At 38.3% G+C, this 15,092-nt stretch carries 8 protein-coding genes and 2 pseudogenes; 3 read left to right on the forward strand and 7 right to left on the reverse strand.

Going from position 1 to position 15,092, the window contains the following annotated elements:
* Positions 1–9: 9 nt before the first annotated feature.
* The 3 genes from IPK35_22300 to IPK35_22310 all read right to left on the reverse strand — a co-directional run bounded on the left by IPK35_22300 (position 10) and on the right by IPK35_22310 (position 3,268).
* Positions 10–987, reverse strand: coding sequence for an N-acetyl-gamma-glutamyl-phosphate reductase (locus IPK35_22300; protein ID MBK8055924.1), 978 nt, complete (start codon positions 985–987; stop codon positions 10–12).
* Positions 988–1,330: 343 nt separating this feature from the next.
* The gene (locus IPK35_22305) at positions 1,331–2,545 is read right to left on the reverse strand and encodes an argininosuccinate synthase (protein MBK8055925.1); all 1,215 of its coding nucleotides are present in this window, start codon (positions 2,543–2,545) and stop codon (positions 1,331–1,333) included.
* A gap of 12 nt (positions 2,546–2,557) precedes the next feature.
* Entirely contained in the window at positions 2,558–3,268 is a 711-nt protein-coding gene (locus tag IPK35_22310) for a GNAT family N-acetyltransferase (protein MBK8055926.1), read from the reverse strand.
* Between the two features lie 354 nt (positions 3,269–3,622).
* Between IPK35_22310 and IPK35_22315 the strand changes: the two genes are divergently transcribed.
* The 3 genes from IPK35_22315 to IPK35_22325 all read left to right on the forward strand — a co-directional run bounded on the left by IPK35_22315 (position 3,623) and on the right by IPK35_22325 (position 7,749).
* Positions 3,623–4,390 (forward strand): tRNA pseudouridine synthase A, encoded by a 768-nt coding sequence (locus IPK35_22315; protein ID MBK8055927.1) that lies wholly within the window; start codon positions 3,623–3,625, stop codon positions 4,388–4,390.
* A 658-nt stretch (positions 4,391–5,048) separates the two neighbouring features.
* The gene (locus tag IPK35_22320) at positions 5,049–6,941 is read left to right on the forward strand and encodes a DUF1736 domain-containing protein (GenBank protein MBK8055928.1); all 1,893 of its coding nucleotides are present in this window, start codon (positions 5,049–5,051) and stop codon (positions 6,939–6,941) included.
* A 214-nt stretch (positions 6,942–7,155) separates the two neighbouring features.
* Entirely contained in the window at positions 7,156–7,749 is a 594-nt protein-coding gene (locus IPK35_22325; GenBank protein ID MBK8055929.1) for a Crp/Fnr family transcriptional regulator, read from the forward strand.
* A 90-nt stretch (positions 7,750–7,839) separates the two neighbouring features.
* On the opposite strand, the gene IPK35_22330 is transcribed toward IPK35_22325, so the two are convergent.
* The 4 genes and pseudogenes from IPK35_22330 to IPK35_22345 all read right to left on the reverse strand — a co-directional run bounded on the left by IPK35_22330 (position 7,840) and on the right by IPK35_22345 (position 14,810).
* Entirely contained in the window at positions 7,840–9,912 is a 2,073-nt protein-coding gene (locus IPK35_22330) for a carbohydrate binding family 9 domain-containing protein (GenBank protein MBK8055930.1), read from the reverse strand.
* Between the two features lie 363 nt (positions 9,913–10,275).
* A complete protein-coding gene (locus tag IPK35_22335; GenBank protein ID MBK8055931.1) occupies positions 10,276–11,001 on the reverse strand; it encodes a superoxide dismutase in 726 nt (241 codons plus the stop codon).
* Positions 11,002–11,129: 128 nt separating this feature from the next.
* Positions 11,130–11,636: pseudogene (locus IPK35_22340) on the reverse strand (DNA methyltransferase).
* A gap of 300 nt (positions 11,637–11,936) precedes the next feature.
* Positions 11,937–14,810, reverse strand: a pseudogene (locus IPK35_22345) (N-6 DNA methylase).
* Positions 14,811–15,092 lie beyond the last annotated feature (282 nt).

Here is a 15,092-nt window from a genome sequence, read left to right on the forward strand (position 1 = left end):
AGGTATTTATCAGAAAGCCGATGCTTTCAGGTGAAGGCCTGCTTTTTCATCAAGACCGAACATAAGATTCATATTTTGCACTGCCTGACCGCTCGCACCCTTGACCAGATTATCGATGACAGCATGAATGACCAGCTGATCTCCGGTTTTTTCAATCTGTATCAGGCATTTGTTGGTATTGATGACTTGTTTGAGGTGAATAGCCTGATCAGACAAATGTACAAATGCCGCATTGGCGTAAAAGTCAGTATACATATGTTTAATTTCAATTACAGGCAATGTTGATTTTGTCTGTGCGCTGACGAAAATACCCCTTGAAAAATCCCCACGCCAGGGTACAAAATGTACTTCGGGCACTGATTCAGATGGACATGTTTGCTGACAAGACTGTGTGATTTCACCCAAATGCTGGTGGGTGAGTGTTTTGTAAGCCTGAATATTGTTGGTCCGCCATGAAAAGTGTGATGTCTGGCTCAGTGACTGTCCGGCCCCTGTCGATCCTGTGATCCCGGTCACATAAAAATCTGACGAATGGCCCGATGCAATCAATGGTAAGATGGCCAATTGTATAGCAGATGCAAAACATCCTGGATTGGCCACAGCGTCGGCATTGGTGATCTCAGCTTTGTTGATTTCAGGAAGACCATATACAAAGTGTCTGTTTCCGGATACATTTTTGGGGTGTAAACGAAAGTCATTGGACAAGTCTATGATTTTTATACTTGTCGGTATATTAAGTGCAGGTAAGAGTGCGGTACTTTCACCATGGCCGGTACAAAAGAAAATGACATCTGCATTTTCATTGATTTCATTGCTGAAAACAAGGTTGGTTTCACCTTCGAGATCAGTATGTATGGAAGATATTTTATTGCCGGCATTGCTCTTGCTCTGAACAAAAGATATGGATACATCAGGATGATTCAGAAGGATTCTGATCAATTCGCCGCCTGTATATCCTGCTCCACCAATTATTCCTGCTTTTATCATTATTTTGGTTTTTAGCTGTTAGCTTATTTGGTCATTTGTCATCTTCCCCTTCTACCCTCATTCCCAAGCATAGCTTGGCAGGCTCTGAGGGGACGACCTTCGCTTTTCACCATTCCTCATTCAGGTTGTTCGTCGTTCGGATTGTTCGGTTGTTCGTCATTCGGATTGTTCGGTTGTTCGTCATTCGGATTGTTCGTCGTTCGGATTGTTCGGTTGTTCGTCATTCAGATTGTTCGTCGCTCGGATTGTTCGTCGTTCGTCATTCGGGTTGTTCGTTATTCAGATTGTTCGACGTTAAGATTGTTCGTCGTTCGTCGTTCGGATTGTTCGGTTGTTCGATTGTTTACTTATATTGTATATCATTCACCTTATGAAAAATGGAGGTTTGATTGCCGAAAATTTTGGTAAATCCCCTTACGTCCTCGCCTGTCCATGTATTGTTCATCTCTCCATAACTGCCAAATTTACTGCTCATCAGATCGTGGTCCGACTCTATGCCTTCTACCATAAATCTGTATGGCATGAGTCTTACGAACACTTTTCCGGATACGAATTGCTGAGAATTTTTTAAAAATGCTTCAATATCCCGCATTACAGGGTCGAGTATCTGTCCTTCGTGTAGCCAGTTGCCGTAAAACTGTGACAACTGCTCCTTCCAGGATAGTTGCCACTTGGTGAGTACGTGTTTTTCCAGCGCGTGGTGAGCTTTAATGATGACCATAGGCGCTGCTGCTTCAAATCCCACTCTCCCTTTGATGCCTATGATGGTATCACCGATGTGTATATCTCTGCCGATAGCGTATGATGATGCTATCTTTTGCAAATGGGAAATAGCATCAGCGGGATGAACAAATGTCGTATCATCTATCGCTGTGATTTCTCCTTTTTCAAAGGAAATAGTGATGGATTTTTCTTCAGTGGCAGTTAGCTGACTCGGCCATGCCTCTTCCGGTATCATACCGTGTGATGTGAGAGTCTCTTTACCACCTATGCTGGTTCCCCAGAGTCCTTTGTTGATGGAGTAAGCCGCCTTCTCAAAATTCATAGCTACTCCTTTGGATTTGAGATAGTCGATTTCAGTTTGCCGGCTGAGTTTCATGTCCCTGATAGGTGTGATGATCTCCACATCAGGTATCATCATCTGGAGGATCATATCAAATCTGACCTGATCATTTCCGGCACCCGTACTGCCATGTACCACGGTCTTAAGTCCAAGATCGTTGGCATGTTTTGCAATGTGCATCGCCTGACTTAACCTTTCTGCACTGACCGAAAGCGGATAGGTGTTGTTTTTAAGGACATTGCCAAAGATGAGATATTTGATGATGTCATCGTAATATGATCTGGTGGCGTCAATATTTTTGTGTGTTTTTACACCCAGATTCAAAGCGTGTGCTTCTATTTTATCCAATTCATAGGCATCAAATCCTCCGGTATTGACAGTAACACTATGGATTTCATAACCTAGCTCATCGGTGAGATATTTGACACAATAGGAAGTATCCAGTCCGCCGCTGAAGCCAAGGACAACAGATTTTTGATTTATGTTTTTTTCCATTTTAATATTAGGTTATATTGTTGACAATAAGACTTTGGCAAAACTTCTGACTTTAGTGTCTGATATCTTGCCTTTATCAAAAAGTCCTCTGAGAAAGTTGAATTTTTTGATCTTCATAAACCGTTCAAAAATATGTGCATTTTCCTTAAACTCTTCTTTAATCTTTTCTATGGGAGCGTGTTCCTTCGGGTCATAAAGCATGGCGGTGCAAAGACAGTTTTTTCGATCTTTGGCTGTGAGGATATCAAAGTTGACACAACTTCTGCAGCCTGCCCAAAATTTTTCATCCTGTGTGAGTTCGCTGTACGTGACCGGTTCGTAGCCCAGATCACTGTTGATTTTCATGACAGCAAGGCCTGTAGTCAGTCCGAATATTTTGGCATCAGGGTATTTTCGTCTGGACAGGTCAAATATCTTTTGTTTTATGTTTTTTGCTACTCCGGTTTTTCTAAATTCCGGGGAGACGATGAGTCCTGAATTGGCTACGTATTCTCCTTCCCAGGTTTCTATATAACAGAATCCCACCCAGGTGCCATCCTTGGTCAGGGCAATGACAGCTTTACCTTCTTCCATTTTGTGAGAGATATAGTCAGGGCTTCTCTTGGCGATACCTGTTCCTCTGACTTTTGCGGAGGATTCCATCTCATCACAGATGATCTGACTGTATCCGGCATGAATACCGGAAGCTTCCATTACGAGGATGTCATCATTGACTATAGTCATGTATAAGATTAATTTAGAATGGTTTTGAGAAAAAATAATAGCCAAAAAATACTACAAAATATGCAGCTGAGTTAAGTGGAAATCAGATCCGCCTATGGCTAATAGTAGAAGGAGCGAAGCAATGCACCGGTGCAGAAATAGCTATTATTACCAATATCAGAGAATATTGAAAAAGGTGTATAAAACGGTATGATAAATTTGTCAACACTTCGCTTAATAATATTTTTGCAAATCAGAATACAAATATAATGCTAAATTAGTTCCACGATATGATTAATTTTGATTTTTTTAAGATTTTTTTTTGTTTTGAAATTTTATTTCGTGACTGACAGTAAATTTTTATTATAATTTTCAATGAGATATTTTATTCATTTGGCATATAAAGGTACTTCATACAGAGGATGGCAAAGGCAAATCAATACGGAATTTAGTGTGCAGCAAATTCTTGAGAATGCTATCACAAAGATGACTGGTACAACTACAACCATTATGGGCTGCGGTCGTACAGATGCAGGTGTTCATGCTATGCAGTATTTTGCACATTTTGATTATGATGGTGTATGGGCATATGATCCTGTAGAACGGTTGAATCGTATTTTGCCTGATGACATTTCAGTGTTTGAAATAATAGAAATGCCTGAACGTGCACATAGCAGGTACGATGCTGCAAAAAGAAGTTATGAATATCATGTCCACTTTGAAAAAAATCCATATCTGGCAATATTTAGCTTTTATGCAGGAGATATCAAACCTGATGTAGAAATGATCCGTAAAGGACTTCAATTTTTGAAGGAAACAGAAGATTTCAGATATATGTGCCTTACTCCTGACAGGGTGAACAATACATTGTGCACCATATATGAAGCATCCGTGGAAAACTTTGAAGATAATAAAAGGCTTATATTAAAATTCACAGCGAACAGATTTTTGAAGTCTATGATCAGAATCATCACGGGTAGACTGCTGGCCTTATCCACAGGAAAGATGAGTTGGGACACTTTTGTCAATGTATCTTGCGGAAAGGAAAAAATGAAATTTAATCTGATGGCGCATCCCAATGGTTTGCATTTGACCAAAGTTGTGTATCCATATTTGGACAAGGAAGTAAGGGTCAGATTTTAATTCAATGTCGTTTAGACAAGAAATTTTTCTTTGTTTTTACCCTATCTAAATCTTACCCTTACAAGGGAAAGACTTCATAAAGAGGTCTTAACTAAACGACATTGGACTTTAGAGTATCTTTAAATTTTTATTGCCTTAAAATCAATGTATTATGAACCTGACTTCAAAATAATCGCCTTATTTAGTTCACTAAATTCGTTGATTATTTTATCGCCAGAACCATAATCTCTTGATTTACAACTAAGAAAAATTTTAAACATACTCTTAATTTCCCTTGATAAAATGTGATGTTCTACCTATTTTTGCATTGTCAAATTATACCGACTTTCCGATTGATTGGAAACTGTTGGGTTAACCCAACAGATGTGAACCTTATTTACCCATATATTTATACCGACGAGAATTTATTTTTCTAAAGACGATGATACACATGTCTTTATTATAAAAATAATTCTGTCGCCATTATTAGGAATCTTTAACTATGAAAAAATATCAGGTTTCCGGTTGATTATTTTTTGATGAAAGTGTCATTGACTTGGATTTTTGAAGGTGACAGAGCACTAGCCAATAAACATAATCATATAATTTTTAGCACCACATTTGTAGTCTTTTGCTTTTTAAGATACTTACTTTATATTTGCTATTTAATAATTCAGAAATGAAAAAATCAAAAGTCGAAAGTAAATCAGCCAGACAAAATTCAGCAGAACAACAAGCCAAAGGTAATAAGGTCTTATGGATGATCTGTGCTACGCTGTTTTTTTTGTCATTTGTGGTATATTTCAATACTCTTGGCCATGGTTTTGTCCTGGACGATCCGTTGGCCATTGAGCTGAATAAAAATGTAACATCAGGCGCGGCTGGAATCGGAGATATCCTGAAAGGAGGGTATCGTGAAAATAATTTTGGCGGGCAATTGTATCGCCCTGTTTCTTTGGTACAGTTTGCAGTAGAATGGCAGATTTCACCCAATAATCCTGCAATACACCATTTTTTTAATGTCTTTTGGTATGCAGCAAGTGTTGTACTGATGTTTTTGGTTTTAAGAGGCTGGTTTAAGGGGCAAAATATCTTGTTACCAACTACGATGGCTATATTATTTGCATTACACCCTATACATACCGAAGTAGTCGCCAATATCAAATCCCGCGATGAAATTATGTCCCTGTTTTTTATACTGGCATCATTTTTCACCTTTCATAGATATATCACTCTCCAAAGCAGAAAATGGTTGTTCGCATCCCTGATCCTTTATTTTATGGCTTTGATATCCAAAGAGAGTGCAGCCACTATGTTTCCTGTGTTTGGTATGATGGCCTGGTGGATCGGACAAAAAAATATCAAACAAAGCATCATGGATGGTATATGGTTTGTCATTCCGGTTTTGATATTACTTGCGGTTAGAGCATCTATTTTTGGCTCACAGGCAGCACCTGCCACTGATATTATGGATAATCCCATAGTCAGCGCCCATGGTTGGGGTGAAAGACTAGCTACTGCATTGGTCATATTGTGGAAATATGTCGCTTTGCAATTGTTTCCGCATCCGTTGGCATGTGATTACAGCTATGAAGTGATACCAGTCACTGATTTTAAAAATATGGTGGTGTGGGTGTCGATTTTTCTGCATACAATACTTGCAATCGTGTTTTTTAAAGGTCTGAAGACAAAAAATATGCTATCTTTTATGATCCTTGGCTATATGCTGGCTATTTCTCTTTTCAGTCAGATTCCTTTGGTCATCGGAACTATGTTTGGAGAAAGACTGGCTTTTCTGGCTTCATTTTGGTTGGTGGCCGGCATGTTGTATCTGGCTGGAAGATTTTTTATAAAAGAGAATAGTGCTGAAGAAAATAATATCAAACATGCTATGACAAACAATATGGTGTTTGTTGGCATGGTCAGCCTGATTGGTGTTGGGTTTGCATTTAAAACTATAACAAGAAATGCCGACTGGAAAGACAACTTCACCCTATTCACCAAAGATGCTGCAACCCATACACAAAGTGTACGCCTTCAAAATGGTGCCGCCGACCAATTGGTGAAAGCTTCGGAGACGAATGGATTGTCACCCGAAGAAATATCTTCGATGCTGGAAAAAGCAGAACAACATTGTAATGCCATCATGAAGATCAGACCGGTTCCTACAGCGTATCTGACCCTTGGCAATATCAGGATCAAACAAAAAAGATATGAAGAAGCTATAAAATATTATGATCAGGTCAATGACCTAAAAGACATAGTAGATCAAAACAAAGCTCTGGCATACAGAGAGTTGGGCAGGAAGGCCGGAGAAATCGAACAGAATATCATTAAATCACAAGATTTGCTTGGGAAATCCTTGCTTTTCAATAATGGAGATGCAGAGACCTGGTACCTGATGGGTGTTTCATTTGGCGTTTCGGGCAATCATCAGAAGGCAGCAGAACACTTTGAGAAAGCATTCCAACTCAAGCCCGGACCGGAATATGCCAAAACTGTTATAACGGCTTATCAAAATTTGGGTGATCAAGCAAAGGTGCAGGAATATCAAAAATATATCAGTAAATGATTTTAATTAGTTCTACTTTGTCAAATTATACGGACTTTCTGATTGATTGGAAACTGTTGGGTTATATATTCAAAATATGGGGATGATAAAAAGCCCATATTCGAAACCAATATGACTATACTCATAAATCCTGAATTTATTATGTTATAATTTTGCAGCTGTTTTTTTGTTATGGTTTTTTAACTACTTTTGGAGTTAAATAATCTGAGCCATTATGCATCTGGATACCAACTTACTGATTGCCTGGGGAGCTGTAGCGAAAAAATATAAAAAAGGTGAGTTTATTTTTTATGAAGATGACCCTTGCAGATTTTATCATCAGGTATATGAGGGAAAGGTAAATATGTGCAATTATAATGATGATGGCAGGAAGTTTATTCAAGGCATTTTTGGACCCGGCGATAGTTTTGGAGAACCGCCATTGTTTATCAATGAGGTATATCCGGCATGTGCTCAGGCTGAGACAGACTGCATTGTCTATATACTGGTAAAAGAAACCCTGATAAAAATTCTTTATGAATATCCTGAAGTAACATTGAAGTTTGTTACAGGTTTTGCAAGGAGGATTTATGATAAATCAGCCACAAATAAAAACATCATCAACCCTCATCCTGAAGACAGAATCACAGGTTTTTTAAAAAAATATAAAAAAGACAACAATCACAACCATGTTAAAATCCTGATCCCTTATACACGGCAACAGATGGCTGATTTTCTGGGCCTGCGGGTGGAAACAGTTATAAGGACCCTGATCAAAATGGATGAAGATGGAAAGGTAGAGATCAGAAGACGTAAATTGTATTATTAAAAAAATGTAACAAAGCAAAAAGGATTTTTCATCAAAGCAGACACCATAATCTTTCCATAGTTTGATCGATCCGAAACATAGTCTTCCGGGTTAATATCTGAAAGTATACCTTACCTTAAATAGAATCTGACGATTTTGCAAAGCCCATCTATCTCCTATTTCACGAATAGTATTATTATTAAAAACGAGAAATGCATCCCCCAATGGATGAAAAATCCAATGAGCTCTGGCGTTCCATCCTATTGATTTGCTCTCAGTATCATATTGGGCAAAACTATTGACCTGAAGATCAGGCGTGATGTTTAATCTGATGCGAAATCCAACCAACGTTTGGTGAAAATTGCCCCATGGCAATCTTCCGTTATTATGAATTAATGATGCTTCCATATTTACAAATGCTGATGGATTTATTTTTAAAGATGTCTGAATTTCATCCAGTTTACCTTCGTAAAATGAACCGAACCACCAAGTCAGCTGGCCACTAACCGGTCTCTTGGCAGCAAACTGTCCTTCCAGTCTATAACGGTTAAAATGATAGGCACCTTTGGGAATAGTGACATTATTACTGATTTCAAAGGGAACTGTGAGGTTTTCTCCCTGTGGATTGTAATTGATTTCTACTCTGTCACCACTTTCCAGCCTCCAGTTGATGGGAGCGGTAAATATATTGTAACTCTGCCAGCTCTTATCTATTTCTCTGATGTAAGTCACGATAAATTCGTGAAACATTTGGCGCAGCCAGCCATTTTGCGGTCTTGGAGAAAACGTAAGACCAAACCTGGAGTAATGTACACCACGACGTGGTATAAATCCCATAGAAGGATCAAAATCTTTTCCCAGCCGTGCATATGTCATAGCTATATCCCATCTGTCATTGGGATAATCTATTTTAAATCCTGCAGCACTTCTGTCCTGTCGCAAATCCTGCCTTTCGTTATAGAGAAACCATCCACCGGCCAGAAAATTTTTATTTCCCCTAAAACGTGTAGTCTGGTAAGTAAAATCAGCTCCACCTAACCAACTTCCGAGTCTTCCCTGAGGATCACCTACAGTGGCTATAACACCAACTGCACTCTCTTTCCAGATATTTCGCCGTACCCTAAAAACACCCATGTTGGTAGATGAAAGCCTATCATTTGGCAAGTCCAAGGCGCCTGTATGCGTGGCAAGTGCCCCGAATGCAGTTTGGTTTACCCTTCCATTTAATTTTAATCCAGCATTAATAGGTACTTCATTGCCTTTAAAGAGACCTATTCGACGGCTGAAAAAAGGAAGTACTGTCCTGTTTCCGGTACCGATGCCAAATTCAAAAATGTCTGATCCTTCTAAAAAAAACGATCTCCTTTCCGGAAAAAACAACGGAAACCGGGTAAGATTTGTTTGACGTGTATCAACATCCGCCTCTGCAAAATCGGTGTTGATAGTCAATGAAGACACAATATTTGGCCCTATTCTTTTATTGACATCGAGACTCGGGGCGAACCTGAATTTTTCTGAAGGCTGGACAAAAGATGTGATCAAAGACGGTCTTATATTTAACCCTAAACCAAAATCAAATTGTGGTAAACCTGTCAAAAGTCCTGCTCTGCTGGTTTGAGTAAACCACTGATCTCGTTTTACATTAGCCCAGCGGCTGGTTTCCAGCAATCGTTGAACCCGTCGCTGAATGTTAAAACCCCAGGTTGTCAGTCCTTTCTTAAAAGCAATACTTTGAATAGGAATACTGATTTCTAAACTCCATCCCGCACTATCGATAGTTGTGAAGGCTTCCCAGGCTGCATCCCAATTTGAGTTTTCAGACTCGCCTCTATTGGAAATGAGTGCATCATATCTTGCACCATTGGCATTGACAGCCAAAATATACCCTGACTGTCCATCCAGAAAAGGATCTATAACTACGCGGATATGATCTTCAGAACTTAAGTCGGAATCCCGCAGTTTTGAAAATCTTACGATTTCTCCTGGTGTGGAATCATCACACCGCACACCGATCAAAATCTTATTATTATTGGCGACTACTTTTACACTCGTCGTGAATTCAGGATCATTTCCCTGTATCGGTTCTGTAGTTTTAAAATCGACATTGGCTGTACAATTTTTCCAAACGTCTTCATTCAAAATTCCGTCCAGAACGATTTGATCATTCAGGATTTCAGCTTTCATTGATGGCCTTTCAATATCCTGAGCACTCAAACATTGACAAAGTATTAAAATAAAAAGTATAATAAATTTTTGCATGAAGACTTATTATTCTATTAATAGGAGCGTAAAAAAGCCGATTTTACTTATTGGATTTCAAAATTATAATACACAAATTAGTAACTGCTCTTCTTTACCCTCAATCCCTAAAGGGACGACCCACACAATTCTTCTAATCAAAGCGTTGACTCCCCTTCAGGGGTCGGGGGTTAGTAGAGCAAATCTCCTCATATATTTATTCGAATTAGCATTTATGGCTCAATTTATTTTTATAAATATTAAGTGCAATTGGTTATTCACACCAGCAATAATGACTGTACGCAAATATTATTTTGTCAATTTTAGGGCGTCATTCAAACGCTGTGCCACATTATCCCAATTGATGATATTGAAAAGATTATCAACAAAGTCGGTTCTTTTGTTTTTGTATTTCAGATAGTAAGAATGCTCCCATACGTCGATCACGAGCAAAGGAATGACTCCCCATTGGGTTATTTTTTCGTGATTTTCGCATTGGAGTACGGTTAATTTGTCAGTATACGGTTGATATCCCAATATACCCCAACCATTTCCGTCCACATCCTTTGATGTTTTTGCCAAGTACAGCTGAAGTCTGTCATAACTACCAAAGTCTTTCTGGATTCTTTTGAGCAAATCACCACCAGGGGTTGACTTTTTATTGGTCAAGTTGGTCCAGAAAATAGAATGTAAAATATGTGACGAAAGATGAAATGACAACTTCTTAGTCCAATAATCCAACGTTTCAATTTTGTTTTCATCCATGGATTTTTTTATCATCACGGCATCTGTATTTGCACTTTTTACAGCTCCACCGTGATGAAAAGTATAGTGTAGATGCAAGGTTTCAGTGTCCATATACGGCTCCAGGAAATTTTCATTATACGGCAATGGTTGATGAATAAAGATACCTTTCTCATCTACTAACCTGTCAATATTATTAGCCACCAGATTTTGGCTGAAAGCTTGGTTTGATGCAAAAAATGATGCAGCACCTGCCAGGGCACTTTGCGTTAAAAACTCTTTTCGGTCCATGGTATTATTCTATCTTTTAAATTAGTAACTAAAGGTAACATTAAATTTGAAATGTCAAAACCTTTTGGTTTTGTTAAGTCTGTTTTAATATTTTTCTTTTATGATTTCATAAATATTGATGTGATGTATTATTCAAATTCTAAGGTATCAATTTCCTGCATCAATCTGTGAGTCTCCATTAAGGCTACTATGATTTTCTGATAATGCAAAATGTCACCAAACTCCAGTCTTCTTTCCTTGCGGTCTTTGAGCCATTTTTGAGCCGGCTGATATCCTCCAATGTAAAACTCCCAGGCTATCAGCGGTACATTGGCGAAATATTGTGTGTCGTTGATGTACACTTTGCCAACAACTTTCGGTACTTCCGATGGAATGGAATTAACAAATTTTGGTTTGGTTACAACATTGTCACCGTCTATAGGATATTGGGTGATAAATTTTTCAACAACAGGACTTTCCAATAAATGAATTTGCCGAATTTCTCCACCCAATTTTACCAATTGCCAGAAAGTGTCTTTGTCCTTGGGATAAGGCACTCTCGGAAAATCAATTTTTAAAAACTCTTTGTATTTCTCTCGGTATGTTGGCGAATGTAAAACCGCATAGATGTAATCCAGAATATCAATCGGAGCAAATGGCTCCCCTGATCCCTCCAAAGGAGGGGAACTATTTGCACCCGTAGTCTCCCTTTTGGAGAGATTTAGAGAGGCACTTCCTTCTTCTATGCTATCCAGTTTTTGTTTAATTTTGGATACCACAAATTCAGCATTTTCGAATACTTCTTCATTGGTAAATCGTATCACGTCGTAACCCAATTCATTTAATCTTGCAGATCTGAGTTCATCATATTCTTTTTGTTGTAAGTGAATGTTACCATCAATCTCAATGACCAAATTTTTTCTTAAGCAGACAAAATCAGTAATAAAATCATCAATAATATGTTGCCTTCGGATTTTATGCCCGGTTTTTTTATTTCTGAGTAATTCCCACATAACTTTTTCTGCATCAGTTGGATTTTTTTTAAGCTCCTCTTGAAATTCTTTAGTAAAACGATACGATCTGGCATTGGCCGTTTGGTAGTGTGGTGTTGCCTCCCCTAACCCCTCCAAAGGAAGGGGATTAAAAAAAGTCTCCCCTTTGGGGAGATTTAGTGGGGCAGACTTCTCTGCTTCAAAAGGAATCCCAAGTTTCTCTGCAATTTGCTTTACAATTTCTGTATTTAGATTTGGTGTTCTTTCTGTTGATTGACCAATGGTTTGTTGGCCGCTGGTTTCGGGATATAGGTAAAGAGGAAAGGTAGATGTTATTTCACTTGTCCTGTTTGAAACATAAGAGCTTTCGAATATTCTATTTGAAATAAAGGCATGATAATAATTATCACCTGTTTTGAATTGTTTGCAAAGTGCTAAACCAATATTATTCCCTTTTAAAAATTGTTTCATTATCTGCAATGATGGTCTTGCATAAAGTCCCCCAGAATTGCCAGTATACAGAGTCCACCGATTATCAAAAGGTCTATAATTGACAACTTGAAAATCAAAGTCTTTATGTTTTTCTGCATCAGTTTTAGCCCATTTATATTGCCATGATTGTGCGTCTTTTGGTCTATTATATTTTAGTCTCCAAGCATTTTCGTCTAAATTTAAAATATCATTTATTTTTGACTTAGATTCATTAATGGACATGGATATATTAAACCCATCAATTGCTGTTACAAATCCGACATTATTATTTGAAAATATCTCATCTACTTTAAAACCTTTGTCATAATTTGCATTACCAATAGTTGATTTAGGAACAAAAAACAAATATGGTTTTTCAGGTTTCAATTCTAAAAAATCGATATTTTGTAATGAGTTTTCAGAAAGAAAATCATATTTCATTTCACGTTTTCCAAACAAATCAAAATGAAAAACTTTACCTAACTCGTTTGCCTTTTTCTTCCCCGTTTTTACAAATACAGTAATTGCAACACCTTGCATAATGTCAAATACATTAACATCAGCACTTCCATCTGGATGCTTTTCTTTTTTCTTGCTATTTCCGTGTAAGTCTATGGTGTAAATTTTATCATAGGTTTTTAGCAAATGCCAACGCATTCCACGAAAAGTAGGATTATCTAAAAAACCGTGTGGATTGATGAAAGCCAAAACGCCACTACCGTTTTTCTCAATGAAGTGTTGACCGTATCGTAAGAATTTTACATAGTCGTCATTCAGCCAATGTTTACGTTCATTAAAATGAACGCCATCAACATATTTGTAATCTTCAATCAGTTTGCTAATCCATTCGCCATTGTTTGAAGATATACCGCTGTAAGGCGGATTCCCAATCACACACATTACTGGTGTATCTCTTTTGATGTGATTGGCTTCATTGGCTTCTGTACTTAGCCAACTTGCAAATAGCGTTCCTGTATCGGGGTGGCTATCTTCCAGGCTATTGGTAAGGTAAACTCTGAATCGTTGGTTGGTGGTGGGTTTGTAGCCTGTTTCGGTCAGTAGCAGGTCCAGCTTTAAATGAGCCATAGCATAACTTGCCATCAGCAACTCAAATCCATTGAGTCGTGGCAGCAAATGTGTTTCTACATAATTGCTCCAGATGCCTTGCTGTCCTTCAAACTTTTTGTGAATGTGTTTGACTACTTCAGCCAGGAAAGTTCCGGTGCCGGTGGCTGGGTCTAGTATTTGCACTTTATGTACTTCCTGCTCTACTTGTTTGCCTTGCAAGTTTACTTTTATTTTGATTTTGGTCGTGTCAGCCAATCCTTGCGGTAAATCAAATTCGGTTTTGAGTATATCATCTATTGCACGCACTATAAAATTGACCACGGGCGCCGGCGTGTACCAAACGCCACGGGCCTTTCTCAATTTCGGGTCGTATTCGCTCAGAAATGTTTCATAAAAATGGATGATCGGATCTTCCAATTTTGTAGTCTTACCATAATTTTTAAGGATTTCTTCTACGTTGCAAGCCAAAAATATTTCTACCAGACTATCTACAATCCATTTGATGCGGTCGTCAATGTCGGGACCAGCAATGTAACCAAACAGTTTGCGTAGAAATGGATTGGATTTCGGGATGAGTTCGGCAGCTTCCTGGCGACTGAAAGTAGGAAGAGTAGGATCGTGCAAACGAGCTGCAAACATGCCGTATGCAATGGTTTGTGCGTATACATCGGCAAATGCGCCGGGAGTGATATCATGGATCAATAGCTCTTTGAAAGCATTCATCTGATCCTTCAGAGTACTGTTTTCATGAGAATTCACATCTGAAATCAGGGCCCGGGCAATGACATCAGCCAGCAATTTGGCTTTGCCAGCCATCAGATCAGCCAGGCGTTTTGGGCTTCGTATGGTTTGGGTCACCCGAATACAAAAGTCTTTGATCAGATTTTCAAACGCAGCAAAGTTTTCAGGTTTTGGTATTATCTTTTTATGGTCCAGTTGACCAATAGTTATCTGAGAGACCAGCTGCCCCTCTGTATAAAAGAAAAAGGTCAAATAATCAGTAAAAATAATATTGGGAAGCCCTTTTTTGTATCTGTCAAACTGTTCTTTATTTTTCTTTTTTCCTTCCAGGTCGGCATCCCCTATATCTTTGGTTTCGATGTAGCCGACTTCTATGACATTGCGGATAATGATGTAATCCGGGGCACCGCAGGCCTGTCTTTTGGGTTCATTGATCACTTTGACATCTGCTACGATGCCTTGAATGAGTGCCTCCAAAGGTCCACGATAACTATGTTCGCCGGTGCTGCCGGTATTCAGTTTAATTTTAAGCGTTTCTATGTATTTGTCAGTAGTCATAATAGATTTTTACGAAAACAGATACGACAAAGATAAAAGAATATATGGAATGAGCTTTAATATCCCATACTTAAAGCTTTCAAATAACTAAATCTTTAGATGTACAATCAACAGTTTTTCTGAATACAGCCAAAGAGTTGCAATTTCCCAAAATTTAGTCTTCTTGCCCTTTTCTAAAGTCTAAACATAGTTTCGGTCAAACTTTGTTAAAATCAAAAAAAATAAAAGTGGATATATTTGTCCACTATCAAATAGTTTATATATTTGCACCTGATAATCATT

The organism is Saprospiraceae bacterium (assembly GCA_016713025.1).
GTDB lineage: Bacteria > Bacteroidota > Bacteroidia > Chitinophagales > Saprospiraceae > OLB9.